General features: G+C 63.2%; 25 protein-coding genes and 1 tRNA gene. 6 read left to right on the forward strand and 20 right to left on the reverse strand.

Annotated features, from left to right (window positions below; all coding sequences use genetic code 11):
- Nucleotides 1–21: 21 nt before the first annotated feature.
- The 13 genes from C8D77_RS03165 to C8D77_RS03225 all read right to left on the reverse strand — a co-directional run bounded on the left by C8D77_RS03165 (nt 22) and on the right by C8D77_RS03225 (nt 14,646).
- Nucleotides 22–339 carry a Dabb family protein gene (locus tag C8D77_RS03165; protein ID WP_109659226.1) on the reverse strand — a complete coding sequence of 106 codons (318 nt, stop codon included), beginning with the start codon at nt 337–339 and terminating at the stop codon, nt 22–24.
- A gap of 17 nt (nt 340–356) precedes the next feature.
- The gene (locus C8D77_RS03170; RefSeq protein ID WP_109661216.1) at nt 357–1,985 is read right to left on the reverse strand and encodes a GMC family oxidoreductase; all 1,629 of its coding nucleotides are present in this window, start codon (nt 1,983–1,985) and stop codon (nt 357–359) included.
- Nucleotides 1,986–1,997: 12 nt separating this feature from the next.
- A complete protein-coding gene (locus C8D77_RS03175) occupies nt 1,998–2,756 on the reverse strand; it encodes a 3-ketoacyl-ACP reductase (RefSeq protein WP_109659228.1) in 759 nt (252 codons plus the stop codon).
- Nucleotides 2,753–4,252, reverse strand: coding sequence for a GMC oxidoreductase (locus tag C8D77_RS03180; protein WP_109659230.1), 1,500 nt, complete (start codon nt 4,250–4,252; stop codon nt 2,753–2,755). Before C8D77_RS03180 ends, C8D77_RS03175 begins: the two co-directional genes overlap by 4 nt.
- A gap of 5 nt (nt 4,253–4,257) precedes the next feature.
- Nucleotides 4,258–5,373 carry an ABC transporter ATP-binding protein gene (locus C8D77_RS03185; protein WP_109659232.1) on the reverse strand — a complete coding sequence of 372 codons (1,116 nt, stop codon included), beginning with the start codon at nt 5,371–5,373 and terminating at the stop codon, nt 4,258–4,260.
- Nucleotides 5,374–5,377: 4 nt separating this feature from the next.
- Nucleotides 5,378–6,322: a carbohydrate ABC transporter permease gene (locus C8D77_RS03190; RefSeq protein ID WP_109659234.1), complete on the reverse strand. Its 945-nt coding sequence runs from the start codon at nt 6,320–6,322 to the stop codon at nt 5,378–5,380.
- Nucleotides 6,319–7,269, reverse strand: a complete 951-nt coding sequence (locus C8D77_RS03195) for a carbohydrate ABC transporter permease (protein WP_109659236.1) — start codon at nt 7,267–7,269, stop codon at nt 6,319–6,321. Before C8D77_RS03195 ends, C8D77_RS03190 begins: the two co-directional genes overlap by 4 nt.
- Nucleotides 7,270–7,373: 104 nt before the next feature.
- Nucleotides 7,374–8,627 carry an ABC transporter substrate-binding protein gene (locus C8D77_RS03200; protein WP_056595179.1) on the reverse strand — a complete coding sequence of 418 codons (1,254 nt, stop codon included), beginning with the start codon at nt 8,625–8,627 and terminating at the stop codon, nt 7,374–7,376.
- Nucleotides 8,628–8,686: 59 nt separating this feature from the next.
- The gene (locus tag C8D77_RS03205; RefSeq protein WP_109659238.1) at nt 8,687–10,198 is read right to left on the reverse strand and encodes an aldehyde dehydrogenase family protein; all 1,512 of its coding nucleotides are present in this window, start codon (nt 10,196–10,198) and stop codon (nt 8,687–8,689) included.
- 9 nt (nt 10,199–10,207) lie between these two features.
- A complete protein-coding gene (locus tag C8D77_RS03210; RefSeq protein WP_109659240.1) occupies nt 10,208–10,984 on the reverse strand; it encodes an enoyl-CoA hydratase/isomerase family protein in 777 nt (258 codons plus the stop codon).
- The gene (locus tag C8D77_RS03215; RefSeq protein ID WP_109659242.1) at nt 10,977–12,578 is read right to left on the reverse strand and encodes an acyl CoA:acetate/3-ketoacid CoA transferase; all 1,602 of its coding nucleotides are present in this window, start codon (nt 12,576–12,578) and stop codon (nt 10,977–10,979) included. Before C8D77_RS03215 ends, C8D77_RS03210 begins: the two co-directional genes overlap by 8 nt.
- Nucleotides 12,575–13,591, reverse strand: coding sequence for a Gfo/Idh/MocA family protein (locus tag C8D77_RS03220; protein WP_109659244.1), 1,017 nt, complete (start codon nt 13,589–13,591; stop codon nt 12,575–12,577). Before C8D77_RS03220 ends, C8D77_RS03215 begins: the two co-directional genes overlap by 4 nt.
- Entirely contained in the window at nt 13,588–14,646 is a 1,059-nt protein-coding gene (locus tag C8D77_RS03225) for a LacI family DNA-binding transcriptional regulator (protein WP_109659246.1), read from the reverse strand. Before C8D77_RS03225 ends, C8D77_RS03220 begins: the two co-directional genes overlap by 4 nt.
- A gap of 242 nt (nt 14,647–14,888) precedes the next feature.
- Here C8D77_RS03225 and C8D77_RS03230 point away from each other — a divergent pair, with 242 nt between their 5' ends.
- Nucleotides 14,889–16,043, forward strand: a complete 1,155-nt coding sequence (locus C8D77_RS03230) for a dihydrodipicolinate synthase family protein (protein ID WP_109659248.1) — start codon at nt 14,889–14,891, stop codon at nt 16,041–16,043.
- A gap of 38 nt (nt 16,044–16,081) precedes the next feature.
- Here the strand turns inward: C8D77_RS03230 and C8D77_RS03235 are convergent, their stop codons facing one another.
- Complete coding sequence (locus tag C8D77_RS03235; RefSeq protein WP_109659250.1) at nt 16,082–18,352, reverse strand: alginate lyase family protein; 2,271 nt, start codon at nt 18,350–18,352, stop codon at nt 16,082–16,084.
- 414 nt (nt 18,353–18,766) lie between these two features.
- Between C8D77_RS03235 and C8D77_RS03240 the strand changes: the two genes are divergently transcribed.
- Nucleotides 18,767–18,976, forward strand: coding sequence for a hypothetical protein (locus tag C8D77_RS03240; protein WP_109661218.1), 210 nt, complete (start codon nt 18,767–18,769; stop codon nt 18,974–18,976).
- A gap of 154 nt (nt 18,977–19,130) precedes the next feature.
- Here the strand turns inward: C8D77_RS03240 and C8D77_RS03245 are convergent.
- Nucleotides 19,131–19,205 (reverse strand) — tRNA-Val (locus C8D77_RS03245).
- A gap of 195 nt (nt 19,206–19,400) precedes the next feature.
- Nucleotides 19,401–19,763: a cell cycle two-component system response regulator CpdR gene (gene cpdR, locus C8D77_RS03250; RefSeq protein ID WP_006199474.1), complete on the reverse strand. Its 363-nt coding sequence runs from the start codon at nt 19,761–19,763 to the stop codon at nt 19,401–19,403.
- Between the two features lie 162 nt (nt 19,764–19,925).
- Between cpdR and C8D77_RS03255 the strand changes: the two genes are divergently transcribed.
- Nucleotides 19,926–20,867 (forward strand): N-formylglutamate amidohydrolase, encoded by a 942-nt coding sequence (locus tag C8D77_RS03255; protein WP_109659253.1) that lies wholly within the window; start codon nt 19,926–19,928, stop codon nt 20,865–20,867.
- Nucleotides 20,868–21,174: 307 nt separating this feature from the next.
- The gene (gene hisN, locus C8D77_RS03260) at nt 21,175–21,948 is read left to right on the forward strand and encodes a histidinol-phosphatase (RefSeq protein WP_109661220.1); all 774 of its coding nucleotides are present in this window, start codon (nt 21,175–21,177) and stop codon (nt 21,946–21,948) included.
- A gap of 12 nt (nt 21,949–21,960) precedes the next feature.
- On the opposite strand, the gene C8D77_RS03265 is transcribed toward hisN, so the two are convergent.
- The 3 genes from C8D77_RS03265 to C8D77_RS37465 all read right to left on the reverse strand — a co-directional run bounded on the left by C8D77_RS03265 (nt 21,961) and on the right by C8D77_RS37465 (nt 23,316).
- A complete protein-coding gene (locus C8D77_RS03265) occupies nt 21,961–22,794 on the reverse strand; it encodes an AraC family transcriptional regulator (protein WP_109661223.1) in 834 nt (277 codons plus the stop codon).
- Nucleotides 22,795–22,902: 108 nt separating this feature from the next.
- Nucleotides 22,903–23,157: a DUF1127 domain-containing protein gene (locus tag C8D77_RS03270; protein WP_109659255.1), complete on the reverse strand. Its 255-nt coding sequence runs from the start codon at nt 23,155–23,157 to the stop codon at nt 22,903–22,905.
- Between the two features lie 3 nt (nt 23,158–23,160).
- On the reverse strand, nt 23,161–23,316 hold the full coding sequence (locus C8D77_RS37465) for a hypothetical protein (RefSeq protein WP_164548773.1): 156 nt from the start codon (nt 23,314–23,316) through the stop codon (nt 23,161–23,163).
- 177 nt (nt 23,317–23,493) lie between these two features.
- Here C8D77_RS37465 and C8D77_RS03275 point away from each other — a divergent pair, with 177 nt between their 5' ends.
- On the forward strand, nt 23,494–24,006 hold the full coding sequence (locus C8D77_RS03275; protein WP_109659257.1) for a DUF1579 domain-containing protein: 513 nt from the start codon (nt 23,494–23,496) through the stop codon (nt 24,004–24,006).
- Between the two features lie 18 nt (nt 24,007–24,024).
- Here C8D77_RS03275 and C8D77_RS03280 read toward each other — a convergent pair whose 3' ends face one another.
- Complete coding sequence (locus C8D77_RS03280; protein WP_109661225.1) at nt 24,025–25,002, reverse strand: alpha/beta fold hydrolase; 978 nt, start codon at nt 25,000–25,002, stop codon at nt 24,025–24,027.
- Nucleotides 25,003–25,492: 490 nt separating this feature from the next.
- Here C8D77_RS03280 and C8D77_RS03285 point away from each other — a divergent pair, with 490 nt between their 5' ends.
- Nucleotides 25,493–25,960, forward strand: a complete 468-nt coding sequence (locus C8D77_RS03285) for an Hsp20 family protein (RefSeq protein WP_109659260.1) — start codon at nt 25,493–25,495, stop codon at nt 25,958–25,960.
- The last annotated feature ends 12 nt before the right edge of the window (nt 25,961–25,972 follow it).

Below are 25,972 nucleotides of genomic sequence, written 5' to 3' on the forward strand. Positions count from 1 at the left end.
TGGCTTTCGAAAAGCCGGCGGTCACTTTTTCGTAAGATCGAGATCGAAGACCATCAGTCCGTCCGTGCCGCCTTCGAGAGCCGCGACCAGCCGCGCGCCGGCGCGCTGATGCGCCTCATGCACCAGATAGGCGTCGCGCGCGGCGGCATCGCGGAAATCGATGGTGAAGCCGTGGGTGAAGCCGCGGGCGAACGGCTCGGGGCTGACATTGGCGCTGAACTGGACCGTGTCCATGCCATCGATCACCTGTCGTAGCGCCTCGAGGTCGGCATGGATCGCCTTGCGCTCGCCGTCGCCAACATCATTGCGGAATCTAGCGAAAACACAGTGCCTGATCATTTCTTGCTCCTAAATGGCTAAGCTGCCCGGTTTCCGGAAAACACCGCCGGCGGCAATGGCTCGCGGCCGAGGACAAGGTCGGCGCCTTTTTCACCGACCATGATTGTCGGTGCATTGGTGTTGGAGGACGGCACGCGCGGCATCACCGAGGCGTCGCAGACCCGCAGGCCCTCAATGCCGCGCAGCCGCAGATCCGGCGTCACGACGGCCATATCGTCATGGCCCATGCGGCAGGTGCCGACCGGGTGGTGGTCGGTTTTGGAACTGCGGCAGGCATAGTCGAACAGCTCGTCGTCGCTGACGAGTGACGGGCCGGGCAGCACTTCGCGCATCACATAAGGGGCAAGCGCCTTCTGCCGCATGATCTCGCGCGCCAGTCTCAGCCCCTTGATCGACATGGCGCGGTCATAGGGATCGGACCAGTAGTTCGGATCGATCAGCGGGTGGTCGGCGGGATTGGCACTCTTCAGCCTCACCGTGCCGCGCGAGCGCGGCCGCAGGAAGGCCGAGTTCAAGGTGACGCCGGGGTTTTTCAGCTTCTCGACGCCGGCCTCGATACCGGAGCCTAGGCCGAGATGGAACTGGATGTCGGGCGAGGCGGCGGTCGGGTCGGCGTACCAGAAGCCGCCGGTCTCGAACAGGCTGGAGGCCACTGGCCCCTTCTTTAAAAGCAGATATTGCAGACCGGCCCAGGCCGTGCGGTGCAGCTTGGCGTAGTTGTCGTAGGTGTGGTCGCCGGTGCATTCGGCGATGACGAACAGGTCTAGATGGTCCTGCATGTTGGAGCCGACGCCGGGCAGGTCGTGCACCGGTGTGACGCCGACCGCTTTCAGATGGTCGGCCGGACCGATGCCCGACTGCATCAAGAGTTTCGGCGAGCCGATGGCGCCGGACGAGACGATCACCTCGCGCTCGGCGCGCAGGATCTTCTTCTCGCCGCCTGGCCTGTCGACCACCTCGACGCCGATGGCACGGCCCTTCTCGACGACGATGCGCGTCACCAGCACATCGGTCCTGACGGTCAGGTTCTTGCGGGCGCGGATCGGTCTGAGGTAGGCGACCGAAGCGGAGGAGCGCCGGGCGTCTTTCTGAGTCAGCTGGTAATAGCCGACGCCTTCCTGGCTGGCGCCGTTGAAATCCGGATTGAAGGGGATACCCATCTCCTGGCCGGCGCGGAAATAGGCCTCGCAGATCGGCAGCGGCGAAATCGGGTTGGACACGCCGAGCGGGCCCTGGTCGCCGTGAAAGTCGTTGGCGTAGCGCTGGTTGTTTTCGGCGCGTTTGAAGTAAGGCAGCACGTCGCGATAGCCCCAGCCGGTGAGACCCTCTTCCTTCTCCCAGGCATCATAGTCGCGGGCATTGCCGCGCGTGTAGATCTGGGCGTTGATGGACGAGCCGCCGCCGACCACCTTGGCCTGTGTGTACCAGAAAACGCGATCCTTCATGTGCTTCTGCGGCACGGTCGACCAGCCCCAGGAGGCGATCCCTTTGGTCATCTTGGCGAAGCCCGCGGGCATGTGGATATAGGGATGCCAGTCCTTGCCGCCGGCCTCCAGCAGCAGGACCGAATTGTCCGGATCCTCGCTCAACCGGTTGGCCAGAACGCAGCCGGCCGGACCGGCGCCCACGATGATGTAGTCGGTCATGACATTGTCCACTTACAGTCGCGGCACGGAGAGCGCGCCGTCGACATTGATGATCGAGCCGGTCGAAAAGCCAAGCTTGCCGCCGGCGAGCGTCGCCACCACCGCACCAATGTCTGATGCTTCGCCCCAGCGCTTTGCCGGCACCAGGCCACCGTCGATGAGGGCGTCGTATTTGGCGGTGACGCCTGCCGTCATGTCGGTGCGGATGATGCCGGGCCGCACCTCGAACACGCCGATATTTTCGGGCGCAAGCCGCAGCGCCAGGTTCTTCACCCACATCGAAAGCCCGGCCTTCGAGATGCAGTAGTCCGGCCGCTCCGGTGACGCCATTTCGGCGCTGACCGAGGTGATGGTGATGATTGATCTCTGATCGCCCGATGTGGCCAGCATCGCCTTGGCGACGGCCTGGCTGAGGAAGACGGTGCCGCGCAGGTTGATGTTCAGCGCACGGTCGAAATTTTCCGGCTGAAGGTCCAGTAAGTCACCCCGCACGACGGCGCCGACGCCGGCATTGTTGACCAGGCAGTCGATACGGCCGAAGGCCTGCATCGCCGCATCGACAAGTGCGGTGTGGCTGGCGAGGTCGGCAATGTCGCAACGGACATAAGCGAGTTTCGCGCCGCGCCGGGCGATATCGGTGGCAAGTCCGTCAGCTGCTCTTTGAGCAAGGTCGGCGACCAGAATATCGAAGCCGGCATCGGCCAGCGCCTCGGCGCAGGCAAGGCCAATGCCGCGCGCGCCGCCGGTGACGATGGCCGCCGGACGGGTCATGCCAGTTCGCCCTTGCGGATATGGTCGGCAACGCGCAGCGCCTGTGCGGCGATCGACAGCGCCGGGTTCACGGCGGCCGAGTTGGGTAGGAAGCCGCCGTCGACGACGAACAGGTTCCGGTGGTCGAACGAGCGGCAGAACGGGTCGAGCGGCGCGGTGGCCGGATCGTCGCCCATCTTGACCGTGCCGCACTGGTGCGACGGCGTGCGCTTGTCGAAGGGGCGCGACAGCACTAGGGGATAACCGCAGGCGCGGAAGTTTTCGCGCATCACTTTGGTCAGCCCGTCGAGCGACTGCATGTTGGAGCGCCGCCACTGCATGACGATGTCCTTGCCGTCGACCATGATGCGGCTTTCCGGATCGGGCAGGTCCTCGCACATCAGGTACCAGTCGACAGCGTGGCCGGCCATGAAATCGAGCGCGAATTTCGGCGTGTATTTGACATTGGCCTTGAGCATGTTGCCGTCGATCTTACCGAGCAACTGGACATTGCCGAGCGGTTTGCCGCCCTTGCCGTCGGACAGATAATAGTCGTTCAGCATCAGCGTCTTCTGGTAGACGGAATCGTTGCGGCGACGCGGATCGATCGCCAGCATGGCGCTCGAATTGTGGTTCATGAAATTACGGCCGACCTGGTCGGAGCGGTTGGCGAGGCCTTTGCCATCCGATGTGGGCGAGCGCAGCAGGATAACGGCGGAATTGACCGCGCCGGCCGAGAGGATGACCAGCTTCGGCGATACCTTCTTCAGCGCGCCATTCTGCCGGTAGTGAATGGCTGATATGGTTTTGCCGTCGGGCGATACTTCGAGATATTCGACATAGGCTCCAGTCTCAAGCTTGATGTTCTGGTCGGTCAGGGCAGCCGTCAGCGGTCCCGTCTGCGCGTCGACCTTGCCTTGGCCGGTGTTCGGGAAGGCATCCCAGCCGGTCTTGCCCTCTTTCAGCCAGGTGTCGATATCGACGCCGAGCGGCAGCGAGGCCGGATGCAGGCCGAGGTTTTTCAGCTCGGCGCGGGCGCGGGCGATGGGGGCTTCGTCGGGCACCGGCTTGAAGGCATAGGGGACCGAATGGAACGGCTCGGTCGGGTCCTCGCCCAGTGCACCGCGCACGCGAAACAGCTGTTCGGCTCTGGAATACCAGGGCTCGAATTCCTCATAGGAAAACGGCCAGGCCGGCGAGACGCCGCCGAAATGCTCCATGGCCGCAAAGTCCTCTTTGCGGTAGCGGATCAGCACCGCGCCGTAGAATTTCGAATTCCCGCCGACATAGTAGTAATTGCCGGGATTGAAGGCGGCACCGCCGGCCTCGCGCCACATCTCCTTCGGCCGATAATGGCCGTCGACGAAGATCGAGCGCGTGTCGCGTGCGTGCGGCGTCGCCGGCAGCGGCTCGCCTCGTTCCAGCATCAGGATCGAGGCGCCGCTGCCGGCAAGGCCGGAGGCGATCGTGGCGCCGCCAATGCCGGAGCCGATGATGACGATGTCCGGATTTGTCATAGCCGTCAGCGAATGCGGTTTTCGGTCGCCGGATCGAAGAACACCGCCTTGGTCAGATTGAAGGCGAGTGGCGTGCTGGTGCCCGGCTGGATGTTGGCGTCGGCGCGCAGCCGCGCCACCACGCCCTTGCCGCCGAGATTGGTGACGGCGAAGGTGTCCGAGCCTGCCGGTTCGACGACCTCGATGTGGCAGTCGGCGGTGGCGATGTTCGACGCGTTGCGCTCGGCACCTTCCGGATCGGTCAGCGCTTCAGGGCGGACGCCGAAGATGATCGGCTTGCCCTGGAATGCCGACAGGCCCGCCGGGGCATTGGCCATCGGCAGATTGATCGGCTCGCGCGCCTCGCGCTGCAGCACGACGGACAGCGCGTTGCCGTTGGTGCCGATCGTCGCCGGGATCAGGTTCATCGCCGGCGAGCCCATGAAGTCGGCGACGAAGAGATTGGTCGGGTTGTTGTAGATTTCGGCCGGGGTGCCGAACTGCTGCACCTCGCCGTCGCGCATGACGGCGATCTTGGTCGCCAGCGTCATCGCCTCGATCTGGTCGTGGGTGACATAGACGATGGTGGTGCCGGTGGTGGCGTGCAGGCGCTTGATCTCGATGCGCATGTCGACGCGCAGCTTGGCATCGAGGTTGGAGAGCGGCTCGTCGAACAGGAACAGTTTGGGGTCGCGCACCAGCGCCCGACCCATGGCGACGCGCTGGCGCTGGCCGCCGGAAAGCTGGCTCGGCTTGCGCTGCAGCAGGTGACCGATCTGCAGCACCTTGGCCACCTTGTCGATTGCCTTCTGGCGCTCCGCCGCCGGCACGCCGCGCATCTCCATGCCAAAGGAGATGTTTCCGGCCACCGTCATGTTCGGGTAGAGCGCATAGCTCTGGAACACCATGGCGATGTCTCGCTTGGAGGGATGCAGATCGTTGATGGCGCGGCCGTCGACGCGGATTTCACCCGAGGTGATCGTCTCCAGCCCGGCAATCGTGTTGAGCAAGGTCGACTTACCGCAGCCGGACGGGCCGACCAGCACCAGGAAGCCGCCTTTCTCGAGTTCGACATCGATCCCTTTCAGGATCTCGACCTGGCCGAAGCGCTTTCTCAGACCATCAATTTCCAGAAAAGCCATCAGATTATCCTTTGACGGCGCCAGCCATGAGACCGCGCACGAAGTAGCGGCCGGCGAGCACATAGACGAGAAGGGTGGGCAGTGCCGCGATCATCGCGGCGGCCATGTTGACGTTGTATTCGACGACGCCGGTCGAGGTGTTGACGACGTTATTGAGCGCCACCGTCATCGGCATCGCGTCGCCGGTGCCGGCGTAAGCCGAGGCGAACAGGAAGTCGTTCCAGATGTTGGTGAACTGGTAGATGACGGTGACGACGAAGATCGGCATCGAATTCGGCAGCATGATGCGGCGGAAGATCTGGAAGAAGGAGGCGCCATCGACCTGCGCCGCCTTGACCAGTTCGGTCGGGAACGCCTCGTAGTAATTGCGGAAGAACAAAGTGGTGAAGCCGATGCCGTAGACGACGTGGACGAAGACGAGGTTGACCGTCGGGTTGCCGAGGCCAAAGCTCGTTCCAACCGAGTTCTGCAGCGTGACGCCGAAGCGGCCCAAGCTGCCGAGGATGGTCGCCATCGGCAGCAGCACCGACTGGAACGGGATGAAGCAGGCGAACAGCATCAGCCCGAACACCAGCGTTGCGCCGCGGAAGCGCCATTTGGTCAACACGTAGCCGTTCAGCGCCCCGAGCATCGTCGAGATCAGCACGGCTGGAACCACCATCTTGATGGAGTTCCAGAAATAACCCTTGATGCCGGCGCAGGTGAGACCGACGCAGGTCTCGCCCCAGGCCTTCAGCCATGGGTCGAAGGTCGGCGCCTTGGGCAATGCCAGCATGTTGCCGTTCTGGATCTCGTCCATGGTCTTGAACGAGGTCACCAGCATGACGAACAGCGGCATCAGGTAGAACAGCGCAAACAGCGCCAGCAGCCCATAGATAACGATGCGGTTGATGATCTTGACGTTGACGCCGCCAGAGGCCTGGCGGGCGGGAGTGGTGACAGCGCTCATCGCGGCTTCTCCCGCAGTTCCGAATAGAGATAGGGCACGATGATGGCGACGATGGTCATCAGCATGATCACCGCACTTGCCGAGCCGACGGCCATCTCGTTGCGCTTGAACGTGTATTCATACATGAAGTTGGACGGTAGCCAGGCCGAGCCGCCCGGCCCGCCGCTGGTCAGCGCCACGACCAGATCGTAGGATTTGATGGCGAGGTGCGCGAGCACGATGAAGGCCGACAGGAAGATCGGCCGCAGCAGCGGGATGACGATGCGGCGATAGAGCTGGAAGGTGGTGGCGCCATCGATCTGCGCCGCCTTCATGATCTCGCCGTCGATGCCGCGCAGGCCGGCCAGGAACATCGCCATGATGAAGCCGGAAGCCTGCCAGACGCCGGCGATGACCACCGTGTAGATGACGAAATCCTTGTTCTTGATCCAGTCGAAATGGAAGCTCGTCCAGCCCCATTGATGCAAGGTCTGCTCGAGGCCGAGGCCGGGATCGAGGAACCATTTCCAGGCGACGCCGGTGACGATGAAGGACAGCGCCATCGGGTAGAGGTAGATCGGCCTCAGCACGCCTTCGCCGCGGATCTTCTGGTCGAGCAGGATGGCCAGGAACAGGCCGAGCGCCAGGCAGATGAAGATGTAGAGGAAACCGAAAATGCCCATATTGGTGATCGACGTGTACCAGCTTGACGGCGGGTCGGTGTCGAAGGTCCAGCCCCACAGCCGCTGATAGGCGCGCGAGCCGGTGATGACATAGGACGGGAAGGTCTTGGAATTGGTGAAGGATAGATAGATCGTCCATAGGATGAAGCCGTAGACGAAGACGATGGTGATGGCGAAGCTCGGCGCCAGAACGATCTTCGGCAGGGCGTCCTGCAAGCGCGAGCGCACCGAGGCGCGGTGCCGCTCCGGCGTCAGCTTGATCTGGCTTGTCGCTACCGTGCTCATGGGGCTCCTCCCGTCGACGCGAGGCCAACCAGGTTCGCGGATATTAGTTCGCGGATTTGGGCCTTCCCCGCCGGAGCGGGGAAGGCGTTTTGGGTGTGTGGCGCTTACTTGGCGTCGTCGATCGCCTTGACCAGCTCGGTCACGGCCTCGTCCGAGGTCTTGATCTGACCATGGACGAACTTGGAGACGACATCCTTGTAGGCATTGGCGACCGCCGGAGGCGCGCCATAACCCTGGGCCAGCGAGCCGAACAGCGTGCCGCCGTCATTGGCTGCCTTCAGGTCGGCGATGCCCTTCTTGCCGCAAGCGTCGAAGTCGGTGTCCGGAACGTCGGTACGAGCCGGAACCGAACCCTTGACGACGTTGAAGGCCGACTGGAAGCTCTTCGACAGGGTGGCGGTGGCCAACGCGACCTGGGCGGCCTTGCGGTCGTCCGGAACGTTGAACATGCCGAACATGTCGGAGTTGTAGATCACCGAGCCGTCGGTGCCCGGGAAGCGATAGCACAGGAAGTCCGTGCCCGGGGTTTTCTTGGCGGCGTGGAACTCACCCTTGGCCCAGTCGCCCATGACCTGCACCAGGGCATCGCCCTTGATGACCATGGCGGTGGCAAGGTTCCAGTCGCGGCCCGAGAAGTTCGGGTCGACATAGGTGACGAGCTTGGCCAGGTTGTCGAACGACTTCTTCATCGTGTCGGATTTGAGCGAAGCGTCGTCGAGGTCGTTGAAGGCCTTCTTGTAGAACTCAGGTCCGCCAGTCGACAGCACGACCGAGTCGAACATGGTGGCTTCCTGCCAGTTCTGGCCACCGAGAGCGAGCGGGATCACGCCTGCCGCCTTGGCCTTGTCGAGCAGGGCAACGAAGTCGTCGAAGGTCTTCGGCTCGGTGCCGCCGATCTTGTCCATGACGGCCTTGTTGATCCACAGCCAGTTGACCGAGTGGACGTTGACCGGAGCCGCGACCCACTTGCCTTCATAGACAGAGAACTTCTGCAGGGCTGCCGGAACGGACTTGTCCCAGCCTTCCTTCTTCGCCGTCTCGGTCAGGTCGCCCATGACGCCGGCGGCGGCATAGTCGAGCACGGTGTAGCCGAGCATCTGCGAGGCGGTCGGATAGTTGCCAGCGGCAACCATCGCCTTCAGCGCGGTCATGGCAGCGTCGCCGCCACCGCCGGCGACCGGCACGTCTTTCCAGGCGTAGCCTTCCTTGGCCAGATCACCCTTGAGGACGTTGAGAGCAGCCGCTTCGCCGCCTGACGTCCACCAATGCAGCATCTGGACTTCCTTGACGTCCTCGGCATGGGCCGCGAAAGCCAGACCCGATGCGAGCGCCGTTCCGATAAGCAGTTTGCGCAACATGTACTTCCTCCCTTGTTGCATCTACACGACCGGCGGATGCCCGCCGGGTTCTTCTCAACTCAGCCGACCCACCATCCGGTGCGCTGGCCGCGATGAAACTGGATTGTCTTTTCCTCGGTATAATCCTCGACGGCACGCTTGCCGAGTTCGCGTCCGAGACCGGACTGCTTGTAGCCTCCGAAAGGCAGCTCGGGATAACCTTCCATGAATGTGTTCACCCAGACGGTCCCCGAACGCACCCCACGCGCCACCGACATGCAAGTGTCGATGCTGGCGCCCCACACGCCCGCCGACAAACCATAGGGCGTGTTGTTGGCGATGTGCAACGCCTTTTCAATCGATTCAAAAGTCAACACCGAGAGCACCGGGCCGAATACTTCCTCGCGCGCTATGGCCATATCCTCGGTGACGCCGCGGATGATGGTGGGATCGAGGTATTGGCCGGCATTGGAGGCCAGCTGCTTGCCGCCGCTGTAGACGCTGCTGCCGTCGGTCTCGGCTGACGCCACGTAACCTGCCACCTTGGCCAGGTGGTCTGACGAGATCATCGCCCCAACCTTGGTACGGTCATCGAGCGGATCGCCGACCGTCACCTTGGCTGTGAGCGCCTTGACGGCGCTGAGAAACTCGTCGGCGATCGCCTCATGCACGATCAGCCGGCTGCCGGCGTTGCAGCACTCGCCGGCATTGAAGAAGCCGCCGAACACCGCCGCGTCGGCGGCCGCTTCGAGGTCGGCGTCGGGGAAGACGATCTGGCCGTTCTTGCCGCCGAGCTCCATCGAGACTTTCTTCAGCGATTGCGCAGCCGAGGCCATCGTCATCTTGCCGACCCGGGTGGAGCCGGTGAATGACACCATCTCGACCAGGGGATGGCCGACCATCGGCGCACCGACATCGGCGCCAAGGCCGGCGAGGATGTTGACGACGCCGGCGGGCAGGCCGGCCTGCATCAGGATATCGCCGAGCACGAAGGTCGAGGCTGAGGTCATTTCGCTCGGCTTGACGACGGCCGTGCAGCCGGCGGCAAGCGCGAAGGGCAGTTTCTGGCTGACGATGAGGAACGGGAAATTCCACGGCGTGATGATCGAGACGACGCCGATCGGTTCGCGCAGCACGACGCCCAGCATGGCGTCGCCGAGATTGGCGTAGGATTCTCCATGCAGTGTGCGGGCAAGCGAGGCGGCATAGCGCCAGATGTCGACGGCGCCACCGATCTCGCCGCGTGCCTGGGCGATCGGCTTGCCGGATTCCAGCGCGTCGAGCCGGGCGATGTCTTCCAGCCGAGCCTCGATCAGGTCGGCCGCCTTGAGCAGGATCGCGGCGCGCTCGGCAGCCTTCATGCGCGGCCATGGGCCGGTCTCGAAAGCCCTGTGCGCGGCCTGCATTGCGGCTTCCACTTCGGCCTCGCCGGCCTGCGCATAGTGCGAAACGGTGAAGCCGTGGCCGGGGCTCTGGCGCGCAATCGTACGGCCGTCGCGGGCATCGACATGCTTGCCGTCGATCAGCAGCTTGTACCCCTTCGGCGCCTGGGACGCCTCGGCCGGCATGGAAATCTTGAGGGGTGCGTTCATGTGTTTCCTCTAGGATCTCGAAAAGGCCGGCTTCTGCTTGGCCTTGAAGGCACCGACACCGGCCTTGAGGTCGCCGGTCATGGCGATGAAGCCGCTGGCCAGCGCTTCCGTGGCGGCGGCGCTTTCCTCACCTTCGGCGACCGCGATCATCAGCTTGGCGGCTTCCGTCGCCAGCGGTCCGCGCTCGGCGATCTTTTCGGCCCAGGCCTTGGCTTCGTCATGTGCCTTGCCGGTCTCGACCACCCGATCGACCACGCCCAGGGCCAGCGCTTCAGCCGCGAGAAGGATCTCGCCGCCCAGCGCCATGCGCCGCACCGTCTGCGCGCCGAAACGGCGCACGGCGCGCTGCGTTCCGGACCAGCCCGGCACGACACCGATCGAGGTTTCGGGGAAGCCCAATTTCACCTGTGTCTCCGCCACGCGGAAATCACAAGCCACAGCCAGTTCCAGGCCGCCGCCCAGCGCATGGCCGGACAAAACGGCGATGGTCGGCTGCCGCAACCGCGCCAGCCGGTCGAAGACGCGGTGGCCGTAGCGCACCCATTGCACCTGGAAATCGGCGGCACTCATCTGCGCCCACGCCTCGACATCACCGCCGGCGCAAAAGCCCTTGCCTTCGCCGCGCAGCAGCACGACGCGCACGCCGTCCGCGCCCTCGGCCGCGTCGAGCGCTGTCTCCAGCGCGCGCAGCATCGGGATGTCGAGCGCGTTGAATTTCTCCGGCCGGCGCAACGTGACGATGCCGATGGCGCCATCCTGTTCGAAGGTGACTAGAGACTCAGCCATGCGCCCCTCCGAGCGAGGCGCCGCCATTCAGCGATAGGCCGATCGGCTGGTCCAGGTAGAGAGCTCCCGGTGTCGTCTTGAGGTCCTTGGCAACGCCCAACGGAATTTCCGACTGCGCTAGCACATCGCGCTGCAGATCGATGCCCGGGGCGAGTTCGGTGACGACCAGACCTTCCGGCGTCAGCTTCATCACGCAGCGCTCGGTGACATAGGTGATGTCCTGTCCCTGCGCGACCGCCCGCTTGCCCGAAAACGAGATGTGCTCGACCTCCGCGACGACCTTCTTGACCTTGCCCTCCTGGTCGATGCGGATGCCGCCATCGGCCAATGAGAGTTTTGCCCCGGCGTTGAAGAAGCCGGAGAAGACGATCTTCTTCGCCCGTGCGGTGATGTCAACAAAGCCGCCGGCGCCGGCCGTCACATGCGGCCGTGCCGAAAGTTTCGAGACGTTGACCGAGCCATGGCGGTCGATCTGCAGGAAGGACAACAGCGAGGCGTCGAAACCGCCGGCCTGGAAGTAGATGAACTGGTGTGGCGAGGGCATGAAGGCGTCGGCGTTCGACGAACAGCCGAATTTGAAGTCGAGCAGCGGCACGCCGCCGACCGCGCCCTGTTCGATCACCCAGGTGACCTTGCCGTGCTGGCCTTCCTCGAGAAGGATGCGCGGCACATTGGCCGAGATGCCGAAGCCGATGTTGACGGCCATGCCGTCGCGCAACTCCATGGCGACGCGGCGCGCGATCACCTTCTGGACGTTCATCTCGGCGTTGCGGAAGCTCGACAGCGGCCGGAAGATTTCACCGGAGATCGCCGGGTCGTAGGATGTCAGCGTCGTCTGCAATTGGTCGGGCGCGACGACGATGTGGTCGACCAGGACGCCGGGCACGCGCACGTCATGCGGTTTCAGCGTGCCGTTCTCGACGACGCGCTTGACCTGCGCGATGACGACACCGCCATTGTTGCGGGCGGCGAGCGCCTGTTCGAGGCCGCCGAGATAGGCGCCCTCATGCTCATAGGTGAGGTTGCCGCGCTCGTCAGCCGACGTGGCGCGGATGATCGAGACCTGCGGGACGATGGAACGGAAATAGAGCCATTCCTCGCCGTCGAACTGCTGCACCGAGACGATCGGTTCGCTGGCGGCGGCGTTCATGGCGCAGCCCTGGTGGCGCGGGTCGGCGAAGGTGTCGAGGCCGACCTTGGTCAGCACGCCCGGCCGCTTGGCGGCGGCCTCGCGGTGCATGTCGAACAGGATGCCGGACGGCACGTTGTAGGCGGCGACCGAATTGTCGCCGATCATCTTCCAGATCTGCGGCGGTTCGGAAGAGGAGGGGCCGGACGGGTAGGAGCCGCACAAAGTGCGCTTCAGCAGGCCGGGCTTGGCCAAATGGTCGATACCCCTAATGCCATACATGTCGCCGGCGGCGATCGGGTGCAGCGTGGTGATGTTCTTTGGATGGCCTTCGGCGTCGAAGCGTTCGCCGATCGCGGCCAGCACGGCGTCGGGGCAGCCGAGGCCGCTCGACGACGACACGGATACGACCATGCCGTCCTTGATCAGGCCCGCTGCCTGCGCTGCCGAAACGATCTTGCTCAATTCATGCTCCCGAGTTTCGGGTCGATCTTGACGGCCCTGCCGGAACTGGCCGATTGAAGTGCCGCCTCGGCTGATGCCAGCGACCAGATGCCGTCCTCTCCGGTGGCGGCAGGGTGGCCCTGGCCGCTGATCGCGGCATGGAACTGGTGCACAGATCTTGTGTAGAGATCATCGCGGTCGAAGCTCAGTTGTTCCTCGCCCTTGGCAGTGCGCAACAGCACCAAACCGTCGGGCTTCTGGGTCATCACATTGCTGGCGATCAGCGAGCCTTCCGAACCGTGCACCTCGAAGCCGGTGCCGGCGAATTTGGTGGTGAAGCCCTCATGCGACTGGGCGATGACGCCCGATTTGAAGCGCCAGATGCACACGGCGCCATCCTCCAGGCCGCTGCCGGCCATGCCGGCCGACTGCGTGAAGCAGGACACCTCGACCGGGTCGTCGCCGAGCACGAAGCGCAGCGTGTCGGCGTCATGCACGGTGATGTCGAGCACCACGCCGCCGCCCGCCTCGGGCCTAGTGATGCGCCAGCCCTGCAGATTTTCAGGCAGATAGACGGAATGGAAGACGCGCGCGGCGATCGGCTTGCCGATGCGGCCGGCGGCGATGGCGTCCCGCATGGCGCGGTGCGCGCCGGCGTTGCGCAGATGATGATTGGTGCCGAGCACGATGCCGGCAGCCTTGGCGGCGGTTACCATCTTTCGGGCATCGGCACTGGTCAGCGCCAGCGGCTTTTCGCACAGCACGTGCTTTCCAGCCTTGATGGCAGCGAGCGCCTGCTCGAGGTGCAATTCATTGGTGGTCGAGATGTACACAGCGTCGATGTCGGCGCCGAGCAGGGCATCGAGCGTCGAGACGGCAAGCGGAATGTGGTTTTCCCCGGCATAGGCGGTGGCGCGCTCCGGGCTGGAACTCATCACCGCCGCGATCTCGCCGTCGCCTTGCGCGCGGATGGCGTCGATCATGAACTGTCTGGCGATCGTGCTGGCGCCGATCAACCCCCATCTGACGCTCATGCCGCGCCCCCCGAACCTGCAGGCCTGTTTCGGGTGCGGCGATCCGGGCCACAGCTTTCCCTGACCACGAGATTGACCGCGCCGATATGATCCTCGGCCCGAGTGGTGCGCGACTGGATCATTTTCAGCATGACATGCGCGGCGCGTTCGCCAAGGCCCGCCGAGTCCACCGCGACGCTGGTCAGAGCCGGCATGTAATGCTCGGCCTCGACCACATCGTCGAAGCCGACGACGGCGAAATCGGCTCCCGGCTCAAGCCCGCGCTTGCGCAGGGCCAGCATGGCGCCAAAGGCAACCGCGTCGTTGAAGCACAGGGCCGCGGTCGGCGGTTCAGCCATCGCGAGAGCGGTTTCCAGGCACGCAATGCCGCCTTTGCGGCTGGTCTCGCCCTCGACGATCAGTATGTCGCGGGCGGCGATGCCAAGCGTCTCGCAGGCCTCACGAAAGCCGCCGAGCCGCTCGTGATAGACCACGAGGTCGGACGAGCCGCCGAAGAAGGCCAGCCGGCGATGCCCCTTGCCGACGAGATGGGCGGCGGCAAGATAGGCGCCGCGATGATTGTCGGGCGCGATCACCGGGATGCGGCTTTCCGGCAGTCGGCGCATGGCGAAGACGACCGGCACGCCCGCCGTCTCGATCCGCCGGAAGGCGCCCGGCGTCGTGCCGCGCGCCGGCGACACGATGAGGCCGGCGACGCCTTGCTCCATCAGCGATTTCAGCACCTCTTCCTGGCGTACCGGATTTTCCGCCGTGTTGGCGATGAACGGCACGATGCCAGCCGACTGGAAGACGCGTTCCATGCCGACCGCCAGTTCTGCGAAAAAAGGATTGGTGAGATCGTTGATGACCATGCCGATGACGTTGGAGTGGGCCTTGCGCAGATTGGCGGCGCCGCGGTTGTAGACGTAGCCGACATCCTCGATCGCCTTGCGAACCTTGCTTGTCGTCTCAGGCCGGATCAGCCCGCTGCCCTGGAGCACGAGCGATACCGTCGATTTGGACACGCCTGCTTCGCGGGCGATGTCGAATATCGTTGCCTTGGCCCGGCTGGCCATCCCGATGCATCCTCCCGACTTCATGATCAAAATCTATTGGAACGTTCTAATCACCGGTTCGGTGCCGAGTCAATCAGGATTTTTTCGTCGGCCTGAAAGATCGATTGTCCGTACTCAAATGGCATAGCCCGCAAGGCTTTCCGTGCTGCGCTGCAGCATTTGCCCGTGAATGGGCTCTGAATCCTAAAGGTTCTTGATTTATTGGAACGTTCCATTTATAGGCGCGGCAAAGGGAGAGATCGATGGACATTTCCTTGCCTGGTGAGGGTGGCGGCAGCGACCGCTACACGCTGGTCGGCAAACCCGTGCAGCCGGTGATCGGGGCGCGGTTTTCGCGCATCGCCTATGCCGCCGCACACGTCGTTGCCGATCCGCTTGCGATGACCGATCCGTGGTCAAGACCGGTGGTCGACTGGGACAGGACGATGGCGTTCCGGCACCATCTGTGGCGGCTCGGCTTCCGCATCGCCGAGGCGATGGACACGTCGCAGCGCGGCATGGGTTTCGACTGGGCAAATGCACAGGAGCTGATCCGCCGCTCGATCGCCGAGGCGCGCACCGTTGCCGGCGCCGATCTCGCTTCGGGCGCCGGGACCGACCATCTGGCGCCGAGCGCCGCCAAAACAATCGACGACGTCATCAAGGCCTATGAAGAGCAGTTTGCCTTCATCGAAGGGCTCGGTGGCAAGGCGATCATGATGGCCAGCCGGGCGTTGGCAGCGGTGGCCAAGGGCCCGGATGACTATGTCAGCGTCTACGACCGCATCCTGTCCCAGGCCTCCGGCAAGGTCATCCTGCATTGGCTGGGCGACATGTTCGATCCGGCGCTCAGGGGCTATTGGGGCAGCAGCGATTTCGAGACCGCGCTCGACACAGTGGTTGCCATTATCGAACGCCACGCCGGCAAGGTTGAGGGGATAAAAATCTCGCTGCTCGATGCCGGCAAGGAGGTTGCGCTCAGGAACCGCCTGCCGGACGGCGTCGTCATGTTCACCGGCGACGACTTCAACTATCCCGAACTGATCGCCGGCGACGAGAAAAGACATTCGCATGCGCTGCTCGGCATTTTCGACGCCATCGCGCCAGTCGCCAACGCAGCACTGGCGAAGCTGGCGGAGAGGGACCGAGCCGGCTATGACGCATTGATGGCGCCGACCGTGCCGCTATCGCGAAAAATCTTCGAGGCGCCGACCGAGTACTACAAGGCCGGCATCGTCTTCATGGCCTGGCTGAATGGCCATCAGGACCATTTTGCGATGGTCGGCGGCATGCAGTCGGCGCGCGGCATTGTTCATTATACCGATGTTTTCCGCCTTGCTGACCAGGCAGGATTGCTGGCCGATCCGGAGCTGGCGGTTGCCAGAATGAAGAGTCTTTGCGCCGTGGCGGGCGTTTGAGCCGGGAGGATTCCCTCGCGGATATGACGTCCTGGCTTCTAACGCCGTCGCCACAGCCAAAAAGGCGCGATCGCCTCATCTGGATGAAAAATGGGCTTGGTCGACCTTCCCAGGTCGGCAGGTGGCATCCCCACAGGATCATGGTTCGCCAGGTCGAGAAGCAGCGGCCCAAGCCGATCCGGATCGACAGTTTCGGCCGACATGGTGTGTGGCTTGTTCTCGTGGGCAACAAGCCAGCGCAGCGCCTGAACCAGCCCCAGCCCCTCGGCGGTCTGGTGCTGCCAGAGATTGTCGCCGACCGAAGACAGGATACGGGCCAATGACGTCCAGCCTTGCAGGGTAAACATGGCGTAGTGCCTGGGGCGCGTTCGGGACAGTTCCCTGGGCAATGAACCGTCGGCCGCGACCTGGGCCGCGAGTCTCTCCCGAGCATAAAGGCCGATCTTGGCCAGCATGGCGCTGTCGCCAAGAAATGTGGCGATCGATGCCCGCTGCAAATCGTAGAACGTCCCTTGATTGCTGCTGCTGTAGAAGGCGGTTGCGGCTGTCGGCGCGATGTCCAGCCATTCGCAGTAGGAACCGAGCCAGGCTCTGAACGCCCTGCGATCCTCGTCGCCCAGCACTCCTGTTCGCTCGATCAGGCGCACGGCATCCAGGAAGAAATAGAAATCCTTCAGTTCGATGATGCCGTAGCCGGACCCTTCATTGTTGTCGTGGCCCGACCGCACCTGCGCATAGCGCAAATGCGGGTTCATTCTTGTCCTGGGATCGACAAACCATGCGCGGATCAGCCCCGCGGCATGGGCGGCATAATGATGTCCACCAAGCACGGTTGCGGCCAGCGCAAGCACGGTCGTGTCGTCGAAGACGCGCTGCAAGCGCGTGCGATCGTAGGTTTCGCTTCCTGCTTCATACAATGCCGTGCCAGGCACGCGTTCGCCATCGCGCTGAACATAGGGCAGGCCACCGGGTCTGTCGGGGTCGGGCCACCAATAGGGCGCTGGATGAAAATAGTCCTGGGAATCCCCGCTGGGGGCCAGGCCAGTCTTGTCGAGCACGCTGAACGGACCCCGGGTGAGCGCCTGTCCAGCCGCGGCTTCGAGATGGCGCAGGATGGGCGCGTCCTTCACCGCGTGGGCCAGGGCGTCTTCGTCATAAAAAGTCAGGCGGGAAGCATCAAGCCGAGCGGCGATCGCCCTGGCGTCGCATTGATCGACCATGTCGACGATCGCCCGATCGCGGCTGACCAGGCGCGCGACGAAGCCGGCCTTGCCGATCTCCAGATGCGAGCGTCCTGAATCCAGACGCGCCACCCAGCCCGCTTTCTGGAACAGCCCGGCATCCGCTGCCCGGGCCGGGCGCGGAAAATCCCAGGCGTCGTCGCGGTAGCGATCCCAGGAGCCGGGAACTCCCAACCTCCACAGCATCTCGATTTTTGGCCGCCTTCCGTAGCCATAGTTTTCGTCGAACAGCTGCGTGGTGTCGGCTCGAAATATGATCTGCGGCTCTTCCTCGGCCGGCGGCTGGAAATCCTGGTCCAGCAGAAGCGCGTTGTCGACAATGCGCGCCATGGGCACCACGGCGTAGGGAAGGTGCGGGTTTTTCTCGATCGCGGACCGTATCCGCTGGAACGCAGACCCTGTCAGGTAGCAGTTCCCGTCCCAGGGCATCAGCCATTTTGCCCTATCGCGGGCAATCGCGAGCGCGGCGTTGCGAGCTCCATTGTTGTTCATCACATAGAGGTTCTTGCTGCGGCGAATGTACGTTTCGTAACGCCCGGACTGTGCTCCGCTCGCCCGGCCTTTCTCCGAGAATCTGAGGTCGCCGGCAGCAAGCCGATCGACGTCCCAGGATATCTTCCGGTACGCATCGAGCTCGAAGGGGATTGTGTGAAAATTCTGGAGGCGGCTTTCGAGCAGGCCGATGATCCGGGCTTCCTCGTCGGTGTCGACTATCCGGTTGACGATCCAGAATTTTTCGCATCCCTCGAAGGCCGGTTCGTTTTCCAGGATGAACAGCACGTTGTCGTATGACTGGCCTTTGCGGTGTCGCGGTTCCAGATCGTTGCCGATGATCCGGATGAGCATGAAGGTGTCGGCAATCCGCGAGATCGCCGACGCCGCGTAAGTTTCGCGGGCCGCCTCGATCCGCTTGCCGAGGCCGCGTCGGTATTCAACGTTCTGCCTTGCCGAAATGAGCGCGCTGCTCAATGTCGACCACGGTGATTGCAATTGGGTGCGCACGCGTTTCAGTTCGCGATAGATCTTCGGCCAGGGCGACAGCTTTGCCTTTCCAGGCTGTGAAGTCATGGCAGCATGTCGGGAGCCCAGGTCCCGATCGCCGCCTTGGGGACGCGCGCAATTTCGCCAACCATTCCGATTTCGGTGCTGGACCATTTCTGATGGTGAGGTGACCGAGCCCTGCATAGTCCAACGCGATCAATCATGGAAAATTCTCTCGCATGCAACGTTGCGAATGTCCTGCTTACGGTTTCACGGCATCGATGACGGCAGGTTTGCCAGGCAACGCCGACAAGACAATGCGATAAATCAAATCCGAAAACCACATAGCATGGCAAATGCCGCAGCATCGGCGATGTGCCTTATGGCGAAGGCAAGCTCGCAAAGATTTTCACGGGTGATCGCAATTTTCTTTTGAACCAATTTCTCCCGAGGCGCGACCAAGCGGTGTGTCCAAACATGGTCCATCCAGGAGAACGTCTCATGTTTACTGTTTCAAGAAACGTCCTTTTGGCCGCCATCGCCGTTTCGGTGCTGGCCGGCTGCAAGACAACCGCTCCCAGGGAATGCGACAAGCTGAAGCCTGGAGTGACCTACAACGGCAAATGCTGCGGTATCGGCGAGCCTTGTCGCGAAGGCAAGGGCGGCACGCCGGACAGGCCGGGAAATACACCCGATCCAGAGCCGCAATGATCTGATCGACTGTGGCCTATTCCGGTCAACGCCGGGACGGGCGCGTTGCGCTCGAAAAGCTCGCCAATATCCAGCTTCCCTTGGGGCGAACGAAATCGTCCAACTCTGGCGAGCCGGCCAGGATGTCGATCTAAGTCTAATTGTCTGGATTGGATGGTGGGCGTGACAGGGATTGAACCTGTGACCCCTGCAATGTCAATGCAGTGCTCTCCCGCTGAGCTACACGCCCATCCGAAGCCGCGCATACACCATTTTTGATCCAGCGCGTCAATAGCAGGAAAAAGGAAAGAAGGCGTCGTCTCGCCGCAGCGGCGGACGGGCGCCGATCCTAAAGCGCGCCGCGCTTCAGGTCTTTGTTTCATGCATGTCGTTTTCCCAGAACCGGGACCACTTTTGGGCGACATGTATTGGCTTGGAAAGCGGCTCAGGCCGCCTGCAGCATCTTCTCGACCTCGTTGACGAGGTCGCGCAGATGGAACGGCTTCGACAGCACCTTGGCGTCTTTCGGCGCCTTGGAATCCGGGTTCAGCGCAACGGCGGCGAAGCCGGTGATGAACATGACTTTCAAATCAGGATCGATCTCGGTGGCGCGCCGCGCCAGTTCGATGCCGTCCATCTCCGGCATGACGATGTCGGTCAACAGCAGCGAGAACGGCTCCTCGCGCAGCCGCTCATAGGCGCTGGCGCCATTGTCGAAATCGCTGACCTGGTAACCGGCGCGCTCCAGCGCCTTGACGAGGAACCGACGCATATCGTCGTCGTCTTCCGCCAGAAGAATGCGTGCCATGATATCCCGTCCGAATCACCCGCCCGAGATTGCCGTTGGGCAAGCCCGTTAACCATCCTGTATATGAGGAGGTGAGGGTAAACATCAAGTGAACGAGGACGGCAATGATCCATATTTGCCCGGCGGCGTGGCCGCTGAAATGCTGGACAGGCGGCCAGCAAGGTGGCACTTTCACATCATGATGCACTGGTGTTTTCGGGTTCGCTCAAATTGAAGACGGCAGCCGAGGATTTTTCGGTCTTTCCACCCTTCGAAATCCGGTCGGGCGCCGAGCAACGCGTCCCCTTCCTCTTCAACTCACCGCATAGCGGCCGCTACTATCCCGAACGCTTCCTTGCCATGGCAAGGCTGGACCGCAACGCCATCCGCCGGTCTGAGGACTGTTATGTGGATGAACTGTTCGGCGGCGCCGTGGCGCTCGGCGCGCCGCTGCTGGCGGCGAATTTCCCGAGGGCCTATCTCGACGTCAACCGCGAGCCGTGGGAACTCGATCCGCGCATGTTCGCCGAGCCGGTGCCGTCCTTCTGCAACATTCGCTCGGCGCGGGTGGCGGGCGGGCTTGGCACGGTGCCGAAGCTGGTCGGCGAGGGACTCGACATCTATTCCGGCCGCCTGCCGCTGGCCGAAGCGGTCGCCCGCATCGAGGCCGTCTACAAACCCTATCACGAGACGCTGAAACGGCTTTTGACCAGAACCCATGCGCGTTTCGGCTTTGCCGTGCTGATCGACTGTCATTCGATGCCGGCGAGCATTCGTGTCGGCGACAGCGGCCTGCGGCCCGACTTCATCATCGGCGACCGTTTCGGCATCTCGGCCACCGCCGCCCTGACCGACACCGCGATCGGCCTGCTCACCGCCATGGGCTATACGGTTGCCCACAACAAACCCTATGCCGGCGGCTTCATCACCGAACACTATGGTCGCCCGGCGCGCCATCTGCATGCGCTGCAGATCGAGGTCAATCGAGGGCTCTACATGAACGAGCGGACATTCGAGAAGGCCGCCGGCTTCGACGCGCTGGCCGACGATCTGACGCGATTTTCAGCCGACCTGATGTCGATGCCCGACCACCATTTCATCGATCTGCCGCTGGCGGCGGAGTGAGTTGGGAATCGCGGCGTAAAAAAAGACCGCATCGTTTGCACGATACGGTCGAAGTCTAGGGAGGAAACGCCCAAGGAGGGCATGGACAGGAGAACCTGTCCGAGGTCGAGGGTATTGTGCGCTGCACAAATGTCAAGCGACCTTCAGGCTTTTTTAATTCACTCTGATGTGGAAATTGCGTTTCGATGATGCTGTCGTGTCATTTTGGCAACATCTAACGCAGCGGATAAATCGATAAACACCCTTGTTTTGGGACGGAAGTGGCGGCAAAGCCCGGCTCGGGCATGCTGCAATGCAGGAGAATCAGTTGGACGTCAGCATCGATTTCATGCGCCGCATCGCGCAGGCGGCAGCGGCGGAGACCTTGCCGCGCTTTCGCAGCCAGGGCGCGGTTGCCAACAAGGAGAAGGGCAGTTTCGACCCGGTCACCGAGGCCGATCGCGAGGCCGAGCGCGCTATCCGCGCGCTGATATCGGCCGAGTATCCCGACCATGGCATTCTGGGCGAGGAGCACGGCAGCGAGAACATTTCGAGCCGGCATGTCTGGGTGATCGACCCGATCGACGGCACGCGCGCCTTCATCTCCGGACTGCCGGTGTGGGGAACTCTGGTCGGGCTGACGGTCGATGGCGACGCTGTTGCCGGCATGATGGCGCAGCCCTTCACCGGTGAGCTGTTCTACGCCAACGCCTCGGGTTCCCACTATGAAGGGCCGGGCGGGCCACGCAAGCTTTCGACGCGCAAGACGACCAATCTCGCTGAAGCCACGCTGTTTACCACCACGCCGGCGCTGTTCAAGGGGGCGGCGCGCGAGCGTTACGACCAGTTTGAGAAGCAGGTCCAGCTCGCCCGTTACGGCGCCGATTGTTATGCCTTCGCCATGATCGCCTCAGGAAGTGTCGACATCGTCGCCGATCCCGGATTGAAGCCCTACGACATCGTGGCGCTGATCCCGATCATCGAGAAGGCCGGTGGTATCGTCACCACATTCGATGGCGGGCCGGCGGAGAAGGGCGGCGACGTACTCGCCGCAGCAACGCCGGAGCTTCACGCAGCAGCCATGGCTGCCTTGCGGGGCTGAGATCATCATATTTCAGCGCGGCTTGATCGAACGCTGGAATTCCGCTGGCGTGCGGCCGTAAACCTGTCTGAAGGCGGAACTGAAATGGCTGTGGCTGGAGAAGCCCAGGTCCATGCCAAGCGTGGTCAGATTGTCGTAGCTGCCCAGCAGGTCGAGCGCGCGCGCCAGCCGCAGCCGCAGATGGTAGCGATAGAGCGGCATGGCCTCGACCTGCTGGAACACCTGCGTGAGATAGACCGGCGAGACGCCAACCTCGGTGGCGATTTCGGCCAGCGTCCAGCGTCGTGACAGATCCGAAGACAGCACAAGCTTGGCGCGGTCGACCAGCTTCTGCCGTCCCGGGCTGGCGCCGGCGACATGCGAGGTCCGCTCGCCAAGAGAGCGCCGCACCAGCGTCAGCGCCAGGGTTTCGGCCTCAAGCGTTTCGGCGATTTTGCGGCTCAGGCTGTGGCGCAGCAAAGCCACCAAAGCCTGTGCCCGCGGGTCGATGCGCCGGCGCTGGCGGCGAAAGGCTGGAGCGGCACCGCCGGTGCGCAACTGTTCCTTCGGCGTCAGTTCAAGCAGCTGAGCCTCCTCGACGACGAGATCGAGACAGGAATCGCCGCCTTCGACGGGATGGCTGATTTGATAGGCTTCCGCCTCGTTGAAAAACAGCAACTGGTTGGCCTCGGCAACGGCATCCTGGCGGCCGACGTGGCGCACGAAAACGCCGCGGTAGGGAAACACCAGGTGCGTGGCCGACGTGTACTCTTCTTCGCTCCGGTGCCGGCATTCGCCGCTGCAGACGACGTCCCGCACCCTGACGGTGCCGGTGTCGAGAAGCGGTTGTACAATGAATTGCGACATGGCCGTTGCGATCTTCCCTTTGCGCCGGAACATTGTTCCGGCATTGCAGGGCATTCTACGCAATCGGTCTGCCCATTCCTGTCAGGAGACTTCCCGACAGGCCGTTCCTCAATCCCACAACCGGCGGATGGATTCAGAGTAGGCTTCGCTTCGCGACAGGCCGATGTCCTTGAGCTGGTCGTCGGTCATTTCGAGCAGAGCGCGGCGGCTTCGGCGCCTTTCCATCTGGCGGCTGATCCAGCCAGCGGCCACAATGAAGTGTGCACCCAGGGACTGCTGCATGGTCGCGGTGCGGATTGTCGGCGCCCGTGCCGGGACAGGGCCGGCCAGGCATTGCGCCGCTGCTGTATGGACGGGGCGCATCGCTCAGTCCTCCCTAGTGCCGGCTGCGGAGGCGCCGGCTTCGTTCAGCGCTTGCGCGCATTCCTCGCAGCAGACTTCGACGGTCTTGCCGCCGACCTTGACGCGGATCGGGTTGGCGTCCAGCTGGCAATCGCAGGCGGCGCAGGTGTTCTCGGTCATGATCTCATCTCCATGGCGTTCAGTTCGACGCGGGCAGATGAGCATTCCGCAGCGATGCGGGCTGTCAGAATCTTTAGCACTTTGCGTGCCGCGGGCGCTGGTTGGCTCACGCAACTGACAACAGGGTGTCAGTAGGCACCGGCTATGGAAGGGTCATTGCCAGAGGGAGAACCAGACATGCCGACGCACTCAACAACCAGCCGCGCCCATGACATTCCGGCGGACGGCCGCAGCGATTTCAACTTCTTCTTCGGCAATTGGGATGTCAGCCATCGAAGGCTGCAAAGACGCCTGGCGGGCGACACCAACTGGGACGTATTCGGCGGCACATGCGAGGTGCGCCCGCTGCTCGGCGGCCTCGGCAATGTCGACGACAATGTGATCGAACTGCCGGATGGCGCCTATCGTGCCGCAACGGTGCGGACCTTCGATCCGGCGACACGGCAATGGTCGATCTGGTGGATCGATGGCCGCATCCCCCTGACCATCGACGTGCCGGTGCGCGGCGCGTTCGTCGACGGCGTCGGCACGTTCCTGTGTGAGGACGTCTTCGACGGCCGGCCGATCCAGGTTGGTTTCCTCTGGTCGGAGATCGCGCAAAACACGGCGCGCTGGGAGCAGGCCTTTTCGCAGGATGGCGGCGCGACCTGGGAGACCAACTGGATCATGGAGTTTGCCCGCCGGCCATGAACCGGCGACCGGCGCCTATCAGGCAGTCGGGTCGTCGCTGCCGGGAATGAAGGCGTCGAAGGCGGCGAGCAACTGCTCGCGGTAGATGTCGGCTTCCTGCAGGATTTCATGACGTGCGCCGTCGATCATCAGCAGCGAGCCCAGCCGCAGACGCCTGGCGTAGGCTTCCACGGCCTTGGTCGAGACGACCTGATCGGCGCCGGCGGCGATGATCAGCATGGGAACCTGAATTCTTGCCATGAAGTCGGGATCGCTGACGGCTTCGGAGGCTTTCGCGGCTTCCCGCAGCCAGCGGATCGTCGGACCGCCAAGCGCTAGTTGCGGATGTTCTTCGTAGAGCCGCGTGTTGCGCCGATAGCGTACCGGGTCAGACGTCAGCTTGTTGGTCTCGAAGGGGGCCGTCACCTTCGGCCGCGGACCCCAGGCGGCATAGAGCCGGCCGAGGCCGAGAGCGCAGAACAACGAGCAGACGCGGCGAACCGTCGATATCGAGACCGGCAGATCGGGCAGTGTCAGGAAGGGCGCGATCAGCACCATGCGCCGCACGCGGTTCACCATGGACGGCGCGGCAAGCAGCGTGATCGTGGCGCCGGCAGAGTGGGCGAGGATGTAGTACGGGCCGCGGCAATCGGGCAGCACGATCTCCTCGAAAAATTGTTCGAGGTCTGCCGTATAGTCGCGGAAGCTCCTGACATAGCCGCGCTGGCGATCGCGGATCAGCCGGTCGGAATCGCCCTGGCCGCGCCAGTCGAGGGTGGCGACGCCGAAGCCGCGATCGGCAAGGTTGCGGATGGTTTCGAAATATTTCTCGATGCACTCGTTGCGGCCCGACAGGAGCACCACGGTGCCCTTCATCGGGCGAGCGACCGCGCCGAACAGGCCGTAGCGGATATTCTTGCGGTCACGCGTCGTGAAGAAGCCGCCGGTGGCGTTTTCCGGCCGCGGATTGCCCTCAATTTCGTGAAAAAGGGAGTTCTCGGTGAAAAGATCCGTCATTCGGCGCTTCGTGCTCGGCGTCTCGCATGCCCGCCTGCGCTGGCCGGCTCCGCTAAGGTGATAGACGCCCATGCGCCAAAAGCCAAGGAATTCCCGGTGAATTCCCGGTGACGGGAGGCTGCAACGGGGAAGGCCGGAAGCCGCTTGAAAGCGTGCTTCCGGCCTCTGTCGATCCGGGAGGAAGGGACGTTACACCCGGTTCGGCCTCGTTGCGGCGCTTGTTGTGCAATCGGCGCCGCCAATCCTTGATCCTGGAATGCACTCTAGCGCCGGCTGTCTGAACGCGCGCCGAAGCACCGGTTCATCTGCCGTTCATCAAGGGACCGGCCCCACGCCTTTTACCGCAAGGTGAAATCTTGAAATGCTTTCGAGCGCTCCCCAAATGTCTCATGCGGTCGCCAATGTCGGGGCCGCTGGTCCAGCCGAAACGCCGCTCAAGGGTTTCGCACCGGCCATACGCAAACCATGTTGCTCAACAGGAGAACACCTCATGCGTCACGTTGATTTTTCCCCGCTTTATCGCTCGACCGTCGGCTTCGACCGTCTCTTCACGATGCTGGATTCGCTTGCGCAGCCGGATGGCGCGCAGACCTATCCGCCCTACAACATCGAGCGCACCGGCGAGGATTCCTACCGCATCTCGATGGCGGTTGCCGGCTTCTCGGACGAGGAGATCTCGATCGAAGCCCATCGCAACGTGCTGACCGTGAAAGGTGAGCGCAAGGACGAGGGTACCGGCGAAGGGTCCGAACTGCTCTATCGCGGCATTGCCTCGAGGGCTTTTGAACGTCGCTTCCAGCTTGCCGACCACGTCGAAGTCGTCGGTGCTTCGCTGAAGAACGGCCTGCTCTTCGTCGATCTCAAGCGCAACATCCCTGAGGAACTGAAGCCGCGCAAGATCGCCATTACGGCGTCTTCGGCCAAAGCCAAGCAGATCGAGGCCAAGACCGCCAACTAAACCAATAGCCTC

Origin of the sequence: Mesorhizobium loti (assembly GCF_003148495.1) — a bacterium.
Lineage (GTDB): Bacteria > Pseudomonadota > Alphaproteobacteria > Rhizobiales > Rhizobiaceae > Mesorhizobium > Mesorhizobium loti.